The organism is Vibrio misgurnus (genome assembly GCF_029635775.1).
GTDB classification, from domain to species: Bacteria; Pseudomonadota; Gammaproteobacteria; order Enterobacterales; family Vibrionaceae; genus Vibrio; species Vibrio chanodichtyis.
In genome coordinates, this window is sequence record NZ_CP113241.1 from 1,436,448 (window position 1) to 1,452,950 (window position 16,503).

Below are 16,503 nucleotides of genomic sequence, written 5' to 3' on the forward strand. Positions count from 1 at the left end.
TAAATAAGCGGCATATTGAAGAGGCAGCCAAAGGCTGCCTCCTGTTGCAGGAACTAAACAGTTGAAAATCATTTAGTCCATAAATTAGAGAGTGTTTCAGCCTGCTTCAAAATAAGCTCGACAGCTTCAGCGGCTTTGTCAGGTGGATATTTCCAGCGTTGTAAAGTGCGACGAACAAGAATTTTCAACTTAGCACGAACACTGTCACGAACTTGCCAATCAACCGTGGTCGATTTCCTGAGTTTGTCAGTAATCTCGACGGCAATCTTTTTAAGGATCTCATCACCAAGTTCACGCACTGCGCTTTCGTTGTTGGCTAGGGCATCATAAAACGCGATTTCATCTGGATTTAAGCCCAGTTCAGCCTCGCGCATCATTTCTTCCTGAAACTCTTTGGCCATTTGAATAAGTTCTTCAATAACCTGAGCCGTTTCAATCGCACGGTTATTGTACTTTCTAAGCGTTTCTTGCAAGCGTTCAGCGAATTTTTTCTCTTGCACCACGTTATTGCGTGTTTTGGCTTTAATATCATCCTTGAGTAGTTTTTCAAGTAACTCAACGGCTAAGTTGCGCTCTGGCATCTGTCGCACGTCTTCTAAAAACTCATCCGATAGCAAGCCAATATTGGGCTTGTCCAAGCCACAAAGTGCGAACACGTCAGCAACGCCTTCAGCGATCACAGCGTTATCTAGAATCTGTTTCAGTGCCGAGTTCTTTTCTTCCTGAGTACGCTTTTTATCTACGCTGGTAAACTTGCTGATAGCGGCCTTAATGGCTGAGTAAAACGCAATTTCTTTCCTTAACTCTTTAGCCTCATCCAAAGTACTGCATAGGGAATAAGATTTTGTCGCCGCTAACACTAAGTCTAGGAAACGCTTTTTACCATCCTCTAAGCCGAGTACGTAGTTAGCGGCTGGCACCAGTAGCTTGTGCGCTTGTGTTTCGTAGCCCGATATGTCCAAACCATCGGATTTTGGTGTTTTCCCAAACATGCCACGTATTGCATCTATTTTTTCTAAAAGAATTGAAAAAGCTTCTTCTGCATTGAGTGTTGGTTCGCCTTTACCTTTAGAGTCGGTATAGGTTTTCAGGGCTTGTTTGAGTTCATTAGCAATACCGATGTAATCAACCACTAAGCCGCCGGGCTTGTTTTTAAACACGCGGTTAACCCGAGCAATCGCCTGCATCAGGTTGTGGCCTTTCATTGGTTTATCAACATACATGGTGTGACAACAAGGCGCATCAAACCCCGTTAACCACATATCTCTGACAATGACCAACTTCAGTGGATCATTAATATCCTTAAAGCGCTTTTCTAAGCGTTTTTTGGTTTTTTTGTTATAGATATGGGGTTGCAGAAGTGGCTTATCCGAAGCAGACCCAGTCATAACAATCTTAATCGCCCCTTTTTCAGGGTCATCCGAATGCCATTCTGGGCGCAGTGCAATAATTTCATTGTAGAGGTGAGCACAGATATCACGGCTCATGGCAACAATCATGGCTTTACCATCCATGGTGGCATTGCGTGTCTCAAAGTGCTCTATCAAGTCAGCCGCAACTTGGCTTAACCTAGGAGTCGCGCCAACCAGCTTTTCAAGACGGCTCCATTCCCCTTTGGTTTTCTCACGGTTGCTTACATCCTCTTCGTCCTCGACCACTTCATCCACTTGATCGGACAACTCAGCGATTTCAGCGTGGTTCAAATCAAGCTTTGCCAAGCGCGATTCATAATAAATAGGCACGGTTGCACCATCATCTACTGCATCTTGAATGTCATAGATGGACACATAGCCACCGAATACAGCGCGGGTATCTTTGTCATCGATTGAAATGGGTGTACCAGTAAAGCCAATAAAAGAAGCAAACGGAATGGCATCGCGCATATGCTTGGCGTAACCAAACTTATATTGACCATCGGCACTTAAGGTGGCTTTAAGGCCATATTGGCTGCGGTGTGCTTCATCTGAGATAACAACTATGTTGTGACGATCATTGAGTATTGGATGATGTTTCTCGTCTTCAAGCAGAGCAAACTTTTGTACTGTGGTAAAAATGATACCGCCGGACTCTCTTTCAGCTAATAACTGTCTTAACGCATCTCGGTCAGATGCTTGAACAGGTGTTTGCTTCAAGAGCTCTACCGCGTTGCAGAAGGTGGCATAGAGCTGTCCATCGAGGTCATTGCGGTCAGTGACGACAATCAGCGTTGGGTTATTCATGGCCTTTTGCTGAAGCAGCATACCGGCATAACAACACATAGAAATACTTTTACCGCTGCCTTGAGTATGCCAAACCACACCGGCTTTTTTACTACCAGGTACAACCTCATCAGCATAAGTTGCCCGTTTCTCAGTTACGCCATCTACTTGCTGCGCCGCAATCACCGTGGCCTTTACCGCTTCACGCACGGCATGAAACTGGTGATAACCCGCAATCTTTTTAATGATCGTCTCACCGTCTGTTTCAAATAACACAAAAAATCGGATGTAATCCAGCAGCAATTCACGGTCAAAAAAGCCGCGCACCATGGTTTCTAGTTGCCACTCCAATAGTGGTTTATCATCTTCATTTTTAATGGTGCGCCAAGGCATAAAACGCTCTTGGTTGGCCGTGAGAGAGCCGACCCGAGCGGTATAACCATCACTGACGATTAACGCTTCATTGAAAACAAACAGGTCAGAAATTTCATCTTTATAGGTTTGCAGCTGATTAAAGGCATCCCAAATATCGGCGTTTTCATCGCTTGGGCTTTTCAGCTCAAGTACAGCCATCGGTAAGCCATTAATAAAGCAAATCACATCAGGCCGACGTGGCTGTTTAGTGCCAGTAATCGTGAACTGATTAACGACTGAAAAGGTGTTGTTGTTTAGGTTATCGAAATCAATGATAAAAGCATGGTCTGCAATTGGCTCGCCATGGTCATTTTTGTATTCAACCGGCACACCATCCAATAACAACCGATGAAATACGCGATTATTGGTGATTAAATCCAAGCTTTCAGGCTTTAAGACAATCGTTTTAAACTGCTCGAAACAATGATCTATCTGCGGTTCAGGTAAGTGCTTATTGATCGTTTCAAATGCTGCTCGCAACTGCCCATCCAATACCACTTGTGCGTGGTCATTACGCAGTGGGTTGTCGCTATCTGGGGCAATATCAGGGCCATGCAAAATTTCCCAGCCACCTTCTTGGAACCAATCTAAGCAGAGGTTTTCTAGTTGTTCTTCGTTCATTGATTTACTCCCTCTGTAAGTTTTTCCAGCAAGGCTTCTATCGATTCATCATGATCATCGGTATACCAAATAGGGTAAATGTTGGCTTGAGCTAATTGTTCAGCCTTTGAAATCCTCTCGCTTTCGTTACTAAGCTTTAAAAATGCATAATGTTTAGGTAAAGATCCCTGTTTTTCTTCTCTTACAATTTCAATCAGTGTCTGAATCGTTCTATCAATCCCTAAGCTACAACCGATAAACAACAGCGTTTTGGTAGAAATGGCCCTTATACACTTCTTAAGCTGGTCATTCTCTTTATAGTGTTCGTTGTACTCACTTCGAGTAAGAATTCTATTTCTACTGGAGTTTGATTTCCCATGAAGCTTTAAAAGTATATTTTTTTCTTCACCTAAAAGCTTAGGAAGTTCAACCGCTTCACTTCCAATAAGAGTATCGGAGAATGGCCTACCTACAGTTTCGTAGCACCTTTTTAACAGGTTATCGTAATTTGTTGTAATAACAGATCCTTTAAACACATATGGCAACAACCTTACTGAACCATTAATCGAATTATCATGACCAAACTCATTTTCAAGCTCTTCGTTGAATCTTGCCTCACTCATATTATCAAAAATATATTGAGCAGCCTCTTCGTATTGCCAAGACGAAATAAGTTGGTGAAACTGTGATTTATCGGCGGATGTTTCATCAATGAGTCTGTTTAAAAAATCTGTCCAGCCAGTATAGCCGCTTGGCATTGACATACCTGCGCCAATAAATGGAATAATAGCTCCGCTCACGAATCGCTCTTTCAGGACACGGAACCGTCTCTCATTTCCATACTTGGATAAGATATCGTTAGCTTTGTCTAACCGTTCTAACTTTTTGTTCTCACACCATTCGGTAAAAACTTCGTTGAATGTGGTTTCACTGATGTCCTGTAAAATTTGCTGCGGAGTAAACTCTGCAGCTTCAATTATTACTTTACCTGTTTGTTCATCAATTTCGGCTCTAAGCTGATCTAAAAACTCTTCCTTTAATAAATCCATTCTCTATTCGCCATCCTTAAAAACATCAGAAAGCTCATCTGATAATAATTTTGGCAGAAGCAAATCTCTTGAAATTGAAAGTGTTTCTGACTGAAGTGCATTGCTATGCACAAAGTTATAGATATCGGAAACTTGAACAGTAAAAGTATCGATAATGCTTTTGACTGGAACAATTACAGGTATTGGTTTGAAATTGGCTTTACTTATTTCAGCAAAGGTAGTTCCACTTGCTCTTTGCTTAATTTCTTCCATATTTTGTTCACACCAAAGCAATACATACTCAGGAGATAACCTCCCCTCACATTTCATGGCAATATAGCCTTGATTTATTGCCACAGGTATTTTTGCCAATGCTAAATAACCTACTGGGGCTCTTGATGACATTAATACTGTGTTTTCAGAAAGAAGACCTGAGCTGATTTTTTTTAATCCTGCTTCAGTAATCTTTCTATCCGTATTAGTTAGTACCTTGCAATTCAGACCGGACATATCTTTAGGCGTAGTCCAGTGTATAGTGCCGTCCTCCCAAAATTCAATATTTTTAGTTGATGGAGTTCCACCCCCAACCACAATGACTTCATTACCGATTTCTGAAACCTCCCACCCCTCCGGTATCTCACCAAGCTCAGAGTCTTGCATGGCCGCAGGAAACAGCGCGGCGGTTTGGGCGAGTTTTTTAAATGCCTCGGGATTGCTGGCTTTTAAACTGTTCAGTTCATCAACAGTTTTGGCAGAAATTACACTCATGGCAGCCAGTTCTGCATCATCAGCGCTACCACCCGCCGCCAAGGTTTCAATCTTGGCTTTGACCGGATCAAAATCGACAAACCAGCTTTTGAAGATAGCTTGCGCGATTTGTTCTAGGGTTTGGTTGGTTTGAGTGTTAAGTTCGATTTTTTTATCAAATTTTGCAACCCAATAACCAAGTAATTTTCTATCATTAGAGCTTTCTGGAATTCTAATAGTAAGTGCATGTGCATTATCTCGGTTAAGGCCTGGAACAGCACTATCAGAATTCATGTGCTCTAAGCCCAATGACTTCAATAAGTAATATGTAAAATACAATTCATCTATTGAATCTTTCTCGATATAAAATGAAGTATCGATTGGCCAAAACTCACTTTTAGAAAGATGTATCGCTCCAACGCTGCCTTTTCTTCCAATAATTATCCCACAACCTTTTACATGTGGAGTTTTGTGATAATCAACGATGCCATTTGATCCATAAACTGGCACATTGCCATTTTCTCTGTTCCTTTGTGGCAATGATTTTCCGTAAACAAATGGGCAATATTCACCGACTGTTGTATCAATCCATTTCATAACCAATCCCCGCTAGATTTTCCTTAATCGCCTTTTCTAACCGGTCTGACTCGGCAAACTGAGCTTTTAATTGCGCGGTTAATCGCTGCATTTTATCGGTGAAAGGCTCGCTGTCTTCCTCCACTTCTGCTGCGCCGACGTAGCGCCCTGGCGTTAATACATAATCGTGCTTTTGCATGTCTGCTAGTTTGGCGCTAAAGCAAAAGCCTTTTTCGTCTTCGTATCCTGTACCAGATTGCCAAGCGTGGAATGTATCCGCGATTCTTTTAATATCTTTTGGATCAAAATCACGTAATACACGATCTTTCATAAAACCGAGGTTGCGCGCATCAATAAACAAGGTTTCGCCACGGCGATCACGCTTGCCTTTCTGTGTTGGCGACGTACCGCCTTTTTTATTTTTGGTTAAAAACCAAATACAAGCAGGGATTTGCGTATTGGTGAATAGCTGCCCGGGTAAAGCAACCATGCATTCGATTAAGTCCCCCGGTACGCCATTTTCAGGATTGCCATTGATTAAGGCCTTACGAATTTCACCTTCGTTGTTGGTATTGGAGCTCATGGAACCATTAGCGAGTAATAAGCCCATTGAGCCGTTATCGTTAAGGTGGTGCAACATGTGTTGTATCCAGCCGTAGTTGGCATTGCCTTGCGGCGGTGTGCCATATTTCCAGCGAATATCGCCCTCTAATTTAGCATGCCACCAGTCTTTGATATTAAACGGTGGGTTGGCCATCACAAAATCAGCACGCAGGTCGGGGTGTTGGTCATCTAAGAAGGTATCAGCATTCTTTTTACCAAAGTTAAAGTCGATTCCACGAATAGCCATATTCATGGCAGCCAACTTCCAGGTAGTTGGGTTACTCTCTTGGCCATAAACGGAAATATGTTTGCGCTGCTCTGCTGCGTTGTAATGTTTATCAGCGGCATGAGCTTCGATGAACTTATCATTGCTCACAAAGAAGCCACCAGCCCCCATCGCAGGGTCATAGACTCGGCCTTGATAAGGCTGAAGCATTTCAACGATCAGCGTAACGATGCTTTTTGGCGTGTAATACTGGCCGCCTTGTTTACCTTCTGCTAAGGCAAATTGCCCTAAGAAGTACTCGTAGACATGGCCCAAAATATCTTTGCTGTGTAAATCTAACTTTTCGCCATTGTACTCGGGGTTACGGAAGCTGGTATCGGAGAACTTATTGATAAGCTCAGTTAAATTGTGGTTGTCTACTTCATAACGCCCAACACGAGGCAATACGCCTTTAAGCTTAGGGTTTGCCAGCTTGTCGTCGATTTTATACGTTTCGATGGCTTCTAAAGCATTGTCGATTAACTTGGATATAGAGGTAAGCTTGAAGGTTTCGCCATTCTCTAACTCAATGTCATCACCGATGGATCTTGCTGCGGTGCTTTTAAGAAACTCCCAGCGTGACTGTTTTGGCACCCAGAAAACGTTTTTCTCTTGGTAGTATTCGTGCAGTTCTAACTCTGCATTGACTGCATCGTTGTATTCTTCGTCAGAGTCGTAATCTTCACGAGGCATGAAGTAAATGTTGTCGTCACTATCGTCCTGAGTAAACAAGCGGCGTAACTCTTGTTGACGCTCTTCAAAGGCGTCTGACACATACTTTAAGAAGATGATGCCTAGCACCACATGCTTATAGTTGGCGGCATCGAGGTTGTTACGTAAGCGATCGGCTGCCGACCACAACTTCACATCGAGTTCATTTAGGAACTGCTGTTCTGAATTATTCATGTTGTTTCCTATGCTATACCGTCATCGAAACCAAACTCAAGGATGCCGACACCGTATAAATTTTTATAATTATCAACCAAAATTGCGTTTCAAAATCGTGGTTATCAATTTTACTGGATGAAAAACAAGCTAAATTTCCAATATGTTAGCTCTACACTATAACGTCGAAAAATGTCTTGATGAGAGAATATGAAAAAACAGATCCGTGGGCAATGTTCTAGGTATGGTTATGAGATTGTGCGCTTAATCTCTGGTCAAAAGCGCTGAATTTGTCGGAGGGTGATGCACTTTTCCACTCTCAATTACCAGCCCTGCGCAACCAGTGATGATGCGTAAACGCAGGTCTAAATAAAATTGATTGGCTACGGCGACAGCGTTTACATAAACTTGATTGAGTTCACATTGAAAACCCCGTATCCTGCGCGGCACCAAGGGGATCGGTCGTGCAACACCAATCGCCCTTTATACTATCGATACCCAACCGACTTAGCGTAGCAGTTGGCAACGCCAAATCGCCAAGCAATAACACCTAACCATCCTATTTCGAGCACCAGCCGATGAACCGCAAAAAGAAAATTAATCAAACTTTACAAAAACGCCTTAAAAAGCAACATGCTAAATTGCACCCGAGCAACAAGCCTCGTTATATTTCTAAAGCCGAGCGCGCTAAACTCGCCGCTGAACAAGAAGCGAATACCGATTTCACGACCAGTGATTCAAACACTGATCAACCCTTGCAGAGCGATGATGCACTACAGTAATAGACTGTGCTCAATCGGGTAAAATTGACTGGCAACATCGATTAAATGTTGTGCAGTCAGTTTCGGCACCCCATACACTTCGACCTTAACCTGAAAGCGTTGCTGAATTCGGGTCACCAAAGGCTCAAAATCCCCATCTCCAGAAACGAGCACGACGGTATCCACCTGTTGGGCTAACTCATAACCATCCAGAGCAATACCGACATCCCAATCCCCTTTCGCGCTACCATCACTACGCTGGATAAACGGTTTCAGCATCACGGCAAAGCCAATCCCTCGTAAAATATGATGAAATTGCCGCTGCTGCGGATCTTTGCTGGCAATCGCATAGGCATTGGCTTGGACCACCGAACGATCTTGCGTCGCTTGTGACCAAAACTGATTGTAATCAAAGTGGCGACCATAGCGCTCACGGCAGGTGTAATACACGTTTTGTACATCCACCAAAATGGCAATTTTTTCCATTGTTTCCTACTTAGTAACGCTTGACTAAAGACCCGATGCCGAACCTATTCTACATCGTTATATCCAAACTGCTTGGCAAGAGTAAAATCGAGCGATCATGAATAAATTTGCCTGCATTTTGGTGGAAGTATTATTTACATCTTCTTCTGCCTGACTGCGAATGATAAAAATCATAGTCAACACTTAATTGATCATAGGACTTCTATAGTGACACTGCGTTATTTACAGTTTCAATCGATTGATTAGGCTATCTGTAAATATTTATGAGTTTGTACCGACAGACGCCAGTTATTTTTAATACAAGCCTCAATACACATTTCAGTCGCTCTTTGCTTTTGGCTGATTGGTTGCAGGGCAATAACTACCTCTTTACGCAATTCGAAATCAGCTATCAGACCATGTAAATTATCAATATCTTTTTGAGTACCAACAGGATGTTTTATTTCATTGGCACGATATAGCGCTTGTGGTCGCATCACTAAACCACCGCGCATATTCAATTTGGGAGAGACGGTTACCCAAGTAGATTCACTACACTGCACATCAAAAGTGCCGCTGGTTTCAATCTGTGTTGTAAAACCGGAGGCTGTAAGCAACTGGGTTAACGATTGCAAATCATACATACAAGGTTCTCCCCCGGTGATCACCACATGTCTGGCACTAAATGATTGTACACAATAAGCTATAATTTCTTGCGGCGATAGCGAACACCAAGCATCACTCTCTTGTTCTTTATTAACCACACGATCCAAAGAGGTTTCTTTTTCTAGGTCGATGAGCCAAGTCTGTTTGGTATCACACCAAGAACATTCCACTGGACAACCTTGTAGTCGAATAAATATCGCAGGCACTCCAGTAAAAAAACCTTCTCCCTGTATCGTTTCAAATACTTCATTAATTTTAAGCAATTAAAATACCCCTTGCTAAGCGGTCAAAAATTAAACCGAACACTTTATCGCTGAGAATTAAAAAATACTCATACTTATTTTTTAATTTTAAGTAGATTTATTATTAACATCACTACAGAGTACAAAAATCCAAGCTGTGCAGAAAACAACCATACTGCACAGCCTAAGCTTATTCGATTCTATAGTTAACTCTCGGTGTATATACACCCAGCGGTACAGGTCTCTTTGATTTCGACTTTAGATAACAAAGGCAAAATAGGTTTCATTTTGTGCCAGATCCATTGAGCTAATACCTCACTGGTTGGGTTTTCAAGCCCGGCAATATCATTGAGATAATGATGATCTAATTGCTCATAGGTCGGCTTGAATGCTTGCTTTACATCACCAAAATCGATGATCCAGCCAGTTTTAGGATCAACCTCTCCAGACAGGTATAACCTAACCAAGAAGGAGTGACCATGTAACCTGCCACATTTGTGACCCTCTGGAACATTTGGCAACTTATGGGCCGCCTCAAACATAAATTCTTTGTAAATTTCGGTCTTCATCATTTTTCACTTATTGACGTTCCGACTTAATGCCGAACTAGAACTCAAACCAACGACCGAGCATCATATAACAACTCAAACCATCGCAAAAGGCTAACTCAAGGATAGCGCTTCAACTTGATCATGAAGTAGATAACACTAAGTGAGCATCCCGTAATCTCAGTCTTCTAATCGCTTCAAAAACAATCACCTTGCTCATCACAACAGCGGTTTACTATTCAAGCTTCATCAAATCGGATTGCGAGCTAAATTGTATAAAATCGTTACGTATCCCATGCTAGGCAACAAATACCACAATAATCTCATGGCAGATCCAAGCAACACCATCCAAAACATTGATCTATGAACTATGGTTATTGAGATATGGTGAATAGACAAAAAGAACTGATCAAGCAAAGGAAAGATTGATGACAAAACAGCAAAAAATAGTGGGATTTTTGGTGTGGGTGGCGCTTTGTTTTGGCGCATCAGCGCTTGGCGCCGTGGCGTCAATACACGCCAAACCTTTTTATGCACAGTTAATTCGGCCTGATTGGGCGCCTCCCGGTTGGGTCTTTGGCCCTGTCTGGACACTATTGTTTGCCATGATAGCAATAGCAATATGGCGAGTTTGGAGTTTACTGCCTCCCAAACAATCACGTCTCGCTGTGGTGCTATTTATCTGTCAACTGGCCTTGAATGCACTGTGGAGCTGGCTATTTTTTGCTTGGCAAAGCGGTGGCTGGGCCTTGGTGGACATTATCCTATTATGGGGGCTGATCTTAAGTTGCGTGGTGGTATTTTGGCGCACCAGTAAACTGGCCGCATTGTTACTGGTTCCTTATCTGTTGTGGGTCAGCTTTGCTGGCGTGCTCAATTACACCCTGTGGCAGATGAACCCCAATATTTTAGCGCTGGGATGGTAATGATCTCTCATCAGGCAAGGCCGTTATGCCTCATTAAGCATGGATAACCAGTCGGTTCTAAGGCTGGTTGAAGGTGAGGTGTGCTAGATCTGAGTAAAATGATATGGAGTGTCTATGGCTATGTCTCGAGGTTTATTCCACCACCTTGGCTGGCTACTCTTATGGGGCTGGCTGGGTGTTTTCTCTTCACCACTGTTGGCCAATAATTATGCCGATCTCTCTGGGCGTCGCATCGCTGCTATCAATGTAGAATTTGATAATGATCAGCCCAATGAAACCTATCGTAGCGCGGTATTAAGAGCATTTGGTGCGTATCCCGGATCTCAGTTTGAACCGGTACGCAGCGATATCATGCTCAATCAGGTCAAACGGTTACAATTTGTCGAAAACGCAGAATATTTACCACAGTTGGACGGCTATGGTCAGGTGATCCTCACCTTGACGATTCGCTTAACCAGCAAAGCCAAACCGTTAGATGAAGCTCCAATCGGTGTTTTTACCGAGCGTGGAGTGCAGGATTTCCCCACCTTATTTGCTGATGATCAGCAGATTCTGCAAGCCAAGTTAGCCAACAAAAGTATGATCTATACCAACGATCGCGCTTTTTTCGGCCGACCAGACATTCTGACTGCGGGCAATCCACTCGCCACCTCTCCTTCTGGGGGCAAAGCCGGCCCCGATACGTGGCTGGAAAGTAGTGTAGAAGCGGGATTGTATGGTTTAAGCCGTTTATCTCCACGCCTATCTGGTTTCGCAGGCGTCAGTGCTATTGCGTCTGGATCTTGGGGGCCAGAATTATTCACTGACGAAACTCGTTTTCATCTCGCGGTGGAAGATGCCTATTTCGGTTTGATTGGCAGTAACACCACCGAATCCAGCGGGATCCGCCAAGTGAGTTTGCTGGCTGGACGCAAAGCATTTCAAGTCGATAATGGCATGATCCTTAGACTCGGATCTGCCAACGGTGGCGAGCGTGCAGCACTACAATCCAATCCTCGTTACGCGGCAGATCAGCTCTTATTGGCACAATTTGTTTACGATGCTCATAAGCTAGAGTTGTTTCGTTTCAATCCCGATGAACTGGAAGAATTGGACTCCTCAACCGTGATCCACGGCATCAATTATGAAGGGCGTTTTTGGTCTGGTTTGCGCTGGGGTGGTATGTACCTTGAAGTGCCAAAATCCAATTTTTCTTATTTCACTACCGAGTCAGTGCTACCCCGCGAAGGGCTGAGAGTCGTGGATGTACGCTTTGCCTATGAACCGACCACCAATCAATCGTCACCCTATCTGCAAGCAGAATTAGCACGCCAGACTCATCAAGATTTTGCCATGGATGCACGGGCTGGCTATTTAGAGCTGGGCTATCGCTTTTTTGATTGGCGCTGGCGTCCAACCTTAAGTTATCGGTTGTCCAAATTTAGCGGCGATGATCCCACCACTAAAACTTTTGAACGTTGGGACCCTCTGTTTGCTGGGGGCGGTGGTGATGAGTGGGTACAAGGATTAAATCAATATAAGGTGGTACAAACTTCCAACGTGGTCGCGCATCGACTGATGGCACGGTTAAATATTTCACCACAAATCGAGTTAACACCGCAATTTTGGGTATTCCAAGCCGATGAACGAAATAACCTAGGCGGTGCTCAAGCGTTGTCACAATTGGCCTCTAAAGATTTAGGGCAAGAAATTAATCTCACCGCACGCTATGTGGCTAATGCCAAACTTATTTTTGTTTTCTCAGCCGCCTATACCCGACCGGGCGAGGCAATTCGAGCCGCGCTCAATCAGGACTATGAGAATTGGGTCAGCGCTAGCGCGTTAATGATTGTGCGTTTTTAACTGTTATATCGGAGATAGATTATGCATACATTCAAAAAATTCCTGTTGGCGAGTTGTTTATTAGCCAGCTTACAACCTGGGGTGGGATTGACAGAAGCTTATAAAACGGTCGACATCAAACCACTCGATCCTGCTTACTTTACCCCTGCCCGTCATGAAGATCGGACCTATTTCATCACTGGTGGTGCGCGCGGAATCGGTGCGGCGGTGGCCATTCGTCTCGCCAGAGAGGGCGCTAGCCTAATGATCTTTGATGTATTAGACAAAGAAGGCGCAGCAACCGTGGCACAAATCCGCCAAGAAGGGGGCAAAGCGGAGTTTTTTAAAGGGGATGTACGCAATAATCAAGATCTCAAACAAGCGGTAGCGTTGACGATTGAAAAGTTTGGCCAACTCAATGGTGCGGTCAACGCGGCTGGGATTATGGCGGCGATGGCACCAGATGCCGAACTCGACTACCCCAAACAAAAAGCGTTATTACCAACGCCTGTCGCTGATGCGGGTGATGAGTATTTTGATACCTTAATGGCGGTGAATGCCGGCGGGGTATTTAAATCAATGCGTGCCGAATTACAACCGATCCTCGCCCAAGGTAAAGGTGGCGCGATTGTCAATATTTGCTCGATCGCCGGATTAACTGGCTTGGCCGGGAATTCTGCTTATGTCGCGAGTAAACATGCTTGTAGCGGTTTAACTCGCAGCGCGGCGATTGACTATGCCCCTTACGGCATTCGAGTCAACTCGGTCAATATGGCAGCGACAGAAACCGCAATGACAGATATGGCCATGAAGTTCGTCAAAGCCGCTAATCAAGAAAATGCAGCTTCGACCGTACCAAATATGGGGCGCACCAAAACCTTGAGTTTACTTGCTTATGCCGACAGTAAACAGCGCCAATCTACCGTATGGGAACAGGCCGCGGTGATTTGCTTCCTATTATCCGATGAAGCCTCTAACCTCACTGGCGGATTATTTGCCACCGATGGCGGTTGGACCGCTTACTAGTCCTACGAGTTAGTTTGCAACCACGTCAATCATCGATTGATGTGGTTGCCACTTTGATCATCACCAAAGATGCTAACACGATGAATCAACCCACTGACTCAACAAACGAGTCCGAACCATTGATAACATGTTGTTTTTTTTATTTTGGTTTACGGTATTTAACCTGCGATAACACGCTGTGCTAGCTTAAAAAACAAACCGAGTGATTAAAATAATGATATTTAAATAACCAAACCAAACGTTTACTTAATAAATTATTTGAATAGTCATATTAATATGGCATAAATATTAATCAGATAGCTCGCTCACGACCATTTAAACAACCAGCCTCTAAGCCAATTCTCATCACGGCTACTGTTAGCCAATTGTTGTTTAACATACGCATGCATGTTATATTTGTTGTGATGCCACATTTAAGACTAAACAATGAAAATCATAAATAAGATTTTATTAACAACTGCACATCATCGAAAGGTTTTCATCCATAAATTAAGCAATAGTTTAAAATCTTACTTTACCGACCTGACTTCATTAGCATTATTATTATTGCCTTTAACATTACTCAATGGATTAATATTGTTAACTGGTCATATTATAAATTTATCTGGTCATTCTTTAACTCAATCGTTATTTAATATATCAAATATTATCATTAACTTATATCCAACCGCTTTTTGTTTGATTATAGGTTACTATCTATCGCTTAAAGTCAATGTTTCCAGCGCGGCATTTATTCTTCTTTCCTTTATCATGTTCTATTTTATTTCAATAGAAACTGGAAGTTTATCTAGCACCTACTTACTGCCTAATAGCCCCATGCTGGGATTATTAAGTACCCTGCTGACTTTAATTTATTACTCGCTTTTTCCGATTCGGTTATTGGTTCCACAAACCTTGGATTTTCCATCACAGCTATTGAAACATGTTTTACATGTTGGCCTATTTATGGTTTTAACTTTAGCGATCTCTGGTTTAATTAATATGAGTGCACTTTCGCTCAAAGAACTGCCGCTAAATCCAATGACACTCTCCGGTGGATTGATCTACCAAACCATTCTCGGTTTATTAGGCTCAATTGGTATTAATGGTCATAATATGCTCTTTTCCATTAAACAAAACATTTTCTCTATCACTCAAGAAAATATTACCGATTGGCAAGCCGGTGAAGCATCTCTGAATATTATTAGCCAAGGATTCTATGATGCATTTCTTTCTATGGGTGGAGCCGGAAATAGTATCAGCTTATTAATTTGCATTTTAATTTTCGCCAAATCACGCCATCATTTATTACTTGCATTGGCAGCGGCACCACTGGTTACTTTTAATATTAATGAGGTATTGCTCTTTGGATTACCCATTATTTTTAATCCATTATTGATTATTCCATTTGTTATCGTACCATTAGTGAGTTTTGTCATCGCCTACCTAGCGATTACCAGTGGCTTAGTCACACCCATTGAGCAAATTGTCAACTGGATGACTCCTCCCCTATTAAGCGGTTATATTGCAACCGGCAATCAATTTGATGGCGTGATTTTACAGCTATTGATTATTGTGGTCGGAGTATTTATTTATCGTCCTTTCTACTTGGCTTACTCTGGGCGTTATACGGCGCAAGCCAATAATAATGAAAAGTTGATCGAACTCGTCACTTCAACATTTAAAATGCAACTGAGCACAGCTCAAGATTCGACAAGTACACAACAAAACTTATCGACGGCACAAAATCGCGTCGTGACATTATTAAATGAAGGCGAGATTGTGATGTATTATCAACCATTACAATCTTGTCGAACAGATACCGCTTTATCGTATGAAGCTTTATTGCGTTATATCGATAAACAAGGCCGGTTACACTCCCCTCATTTTATTGATGATTTCCAATTAATTGGTGCGATGCCCTATCTCGATAAAATCGTGATCGATAAAGTTTTAACCGATATGCAGCAGATCTCTTTATCACCAACTGATCGGATTGCGATTAATATCTCCGTAGCTTCTATCGAGCAGAAAAATTTTGCCACTTATTTACTTGAGCGTTTAGATTATTATGCGATTGCCCCCCATCACATCATGATTGAAATCACTGAAGAAGCCATTTTGAGCAATACCAGTTTACTGAATAGTACTATGGAAACACTGCAAGCACAGGGTATCCATTTTGCCATGGATGATTTTGGTGCGGGTTATGCCTCTTTCCCACATTTATTCAAATTTCCATTTAATAAAATCAAATTAGACCGCTCTCTGCTATTGAATAGCACCGATCAAAAAGGCAAAGAGTTGTACGGTTTAATCGCCAAGCTCGGCCACATTGCTAATTGCCAAGTCGTCGCGGAAGGTATCGAGACCCTTGAAGAGCTTAATTTTGTGCAAGCATGTAATGTAGACTGGGTTCAAGGTTATTGGATTGGTAGACCAGAGCCGCTGGATAGCATTATCGACCGTCAACAATGCTAGTCAGCTTTTATTACCCACGGTTTATATCCATAGCAGGCACAAGGCTATCAGTGAAACAAAGTGTTAGCCTAATATCACTTGCTAAAAAAAGCCAGATAAGCTGTGGGTATCCTCTGCGATTGATAGTGGATACATGCCTATTATCAGTCATCACACCATGAAAAATAATCTTGAAGGTCCCCGCAAAAATAAACAACAACTTGGCATAATATTGTTTCAGATCATGATTATTCATCGAAAATAAAACTGTATTAAAAAGATCACCTTATCGT

12 protein-coding genes are annotated in these 16,503 nt (G+C 42.6%); 5 read left to right on the forward strand and 7 right to left on the reverse strand.

The window, feature by feature from the left end; translation table 11 throughout:
- Nucleotides 1-68: 68 nt before the first annotated feature.
- Genes OOK74_RS06710 through OOK74_RS06725 form a run of 4 tightly spaced genes read right to left on the reverse strand, consistent with a single transcriptional unit; the run spans nucleotide 69 to nucleotide 7,337 of the window.
- Nucleotides 69-3,233, reverse strand: a complete 3,165-nt coding sequence (locus OOK74_RS06710; RefSeq protein ID WP_274721439.1) for a type I restriction endonuclease subunit R — start codon at nucleotides 3,231-3,233, stop codon at nucleotides 69-71.
- Nucleotides 3,230-4,261 carry an SIR2 family protein gene (locus OOK74_RS06715; protein ID WP_274721438.1) on the reverse strand — a complete coding sequence of 344 codons (1,032 nt, stop codon included), beginning with the start codon at nucleotides 4,259-4,261 and terminating at the stop codon, nucleotides 3,230-3,232. The genes OOK74_RS06710 and OOK74_RS06715 overlap by 4 nt, the downstream gene beginning before the upstream one ends.
- Nucleotides 4,262-4,264: 3 nt before the next feature.
- Nucleotides 4,265-5,584: a restriction endonuclease subunit S gene (locus OOK74_RS06720; RefSeq protein WP_274721437.1), complete on the reverse strand. Its 1,320-nt coding sequence runs from the start codon at nucleotides 5,582-5,584 to the stop codon at nucleotides 4,265-4,267.
- Nucleotides 5,571-7,337: a type I restriction-modification system subunit M gene (locus OOK74_RS06725; protein ID WP_274721436.1), complete on the reverse strand. Its 1,767-nt coding sequence runs from the start codon at nucleotides 7,335-7,337 to the stop codon at nucleotides 5,571-5,573. The genes OOK74_RS06720 and OOK74_RS06725 overlap by 14 nt, the downstream gene beginning before the upstream one ends.
- A gap of 557 nt (nucleotides 7,338-7,894) precedes the next feature.
- Between OOK74_RS06725 and OOK74_RS06730 the strand changes: the two genes are divergently transcribed.
- Complete coding sequence (locus OOK74_RS06730; protein WP_278182456.1) at nucleotides 7,895-8,098, forward strand: DUF2986 domain-containing protein; 204 nt, start codon at nucleotides 7,895-7,897, stop codon at nucleotides 8,096-8,098.
- On the opposite strand, the gene OOK74_RS06735 is transcribed toward OOK74_RS06730, so the two are convergent.
- The 3 genes from OOK74_RS06735 to queD form a co-directional block, all read right to left on the reverse strand.
- Complete coding sequence (locus tag OOK74_RS06735) at nucleotides 8,090-8,563, reverse strand: LabA-like NYN domain-containing protein (protein WP_277207757.1); 474 nt, start codon at nucleotides 8,561-8,563, stop codon at nucleotides 8,090-8,092. The genes OOK74_RS06730 and OOK74_RS06735 overlap by 9 nt on opposite strands.
- A 242-nt stretch (nucleotides 8,564-8,805) precedes the next feature.
- Nucleotides 8,806-9,471, reverse strand: a complete 666-nt coding sequence (queE, locus tag OOK74_RS06740) for a 7-carboxy-7-deazaguanine synthase QueE (RefSeq protein ID WP_274721433.1) — start codon at nucleotides 9,469-9,471, stop codon at nucleotides 8,806-8,808.
- Between the two features lie 185 nt (nucleotides 9,472-9,656).
- The gene (queD, locus tag OOK74_RS06745) at nucleotides 9,657-10,019 is read right to left on the reverse strand and encodes a 6-carboxytetrahydropterin synthase QueD (RefSeq protein ID WP_166015049.1); all 363 of its coding nucleotides are present in this window, start codon (nucleotides 10,017-10,019) and stop codon (nucleotides 9,657-9,659) included.
- 407 nt (nucleotides 10,020-10,426) lie between these two features.
- Here queD and OOK74_RS06750 point away from each other — a divergent pair, with 407 nt between their 5' ends.
- From OOK74_RS06750 to OOK74_RS06765, 4 genes are all read left to right on the forward strand, one after another.
- On the forward strand, nucleotides 10,427-10,924 hold the full coding sequence (locus OOK74_RS06750) for a TspO/MBR family protein (protein WP_274721432.1): 498 nt from the start codon (nucleotides 10,427-10,429) through the stop codon (nucleotides 10,922-10,924).
- 114 nt (nucleotides 10,925-11,038) lie between these two features.
- Entirely contained in the window at nucleotides 11,039-12,766 is a 1,728-nt protein-coding gene (locus tag OOK74_RS06755) for an alginate export family protein (protein ID WP_274721431.1), read from the forward strand.
- Nucleotides 12,767-12,787: 21 nt separating this feature from the next.
- On the forward strand, nucleotides 12,788-13,771 hold the full coding sequence (locus OOK74_RS06760; RefSeq protein WP_278182457.1) for an SDR family NAD(P)-dependent oxidoreductase: 984 nt from the start codon (nucleotides 12,788-12,790) through the stop codon (nucleotides 13,769-13,771).
- A gap of 426 nt (nucleotides 13,772-14,197) precedes the next feature.
- Nucleotides 14,198-16,231, forward strand: coding sequence for an EAL domain-containing protein (locus OOK74_RS06765; protein WP_278182458.1), 2,034 nt, complete (start codon nucleotides 14,198-14,200; stop codon nucleotides 16,229-16,231).
- The last annotated feature ends 272 nt before the right edge of the window (nucleotides 16,232-16,503 follow it).

Coding starts and splice junctions, on each gene's coding strand:
- OOK74_RS06710 (WP_274721439.1), bottom strand. CDS start 3,233: ATGAACGAAGAACAACTAGAAAACCTCTGCTTAGATTGGTTCCAAGAA.
- OOK74_RS06715 (WP_274721438.1), bottom strand. CDS start 4,261: ATGGATTTATTAAAGGAAGAGTTTTTAGATCAGCTTAGAGCCGAAATT.
- OOK74_RS06720 (WP_274721437.1), bottom strand. CDS start 5,584: ATGAAATGGATTGATACAACAGTCGGTGAATATTGCCCATTTGTTTAC.
- OOK74_RS06725 (WP_274721436.1), bottom strand. CDS start 7,337: ATGAATAATTCAGAACAGCAGTTCCTAAATGAACTCGATGTGAAGTTG.
- OOK74_RS06730 (WP_278182456.1), top strand. CDS start 7,895: ATGAACCGCAAAAAGAAAATTAATCAAACTTTACAAAAACGCCTTAAA.
- OOK74_RS06735 (WP_277207757.1), bottom strand. CDS start 8,563: ATGGAAAAAATTGCCATTTTGGTGGATGTACAAAACGTGTATTACACC.
- queD (WP_166015049.1), bottom strand. CDS start 10,019: ATGAAGACCGAAATTTACAAAGAATTTATGTTTGAGGCGGCCCATAAG.
- OOK74_RS06750 (WP_274721432.1), top strand. CDS start 10,427: ATGACAAAACAGCAAAAAATAGTGGGATTTTTGGTGTGGGTGGCGCTT.
- OOK74_RS06755 (WP_274721431.1), top strand. CDS start 11,039: ATGGCTATGTCTCGAGGTTTATTCCACCACCTTGGCTGGCTACTCTTA.
- OOK74_RS06760 (WP_278182457.1), top strand. CDS start 12,788: ATGCATACATTCAAAAAATTCCTGTTGGCGAGTTGTTTATTAGCCAGC.
- OOK74_RS06765 (WP_278182458.1), top strand. CDS start 14,198: ATGAAAATCATAAATAAGATTTTATTAACAACTGCACATCATCGAAAG.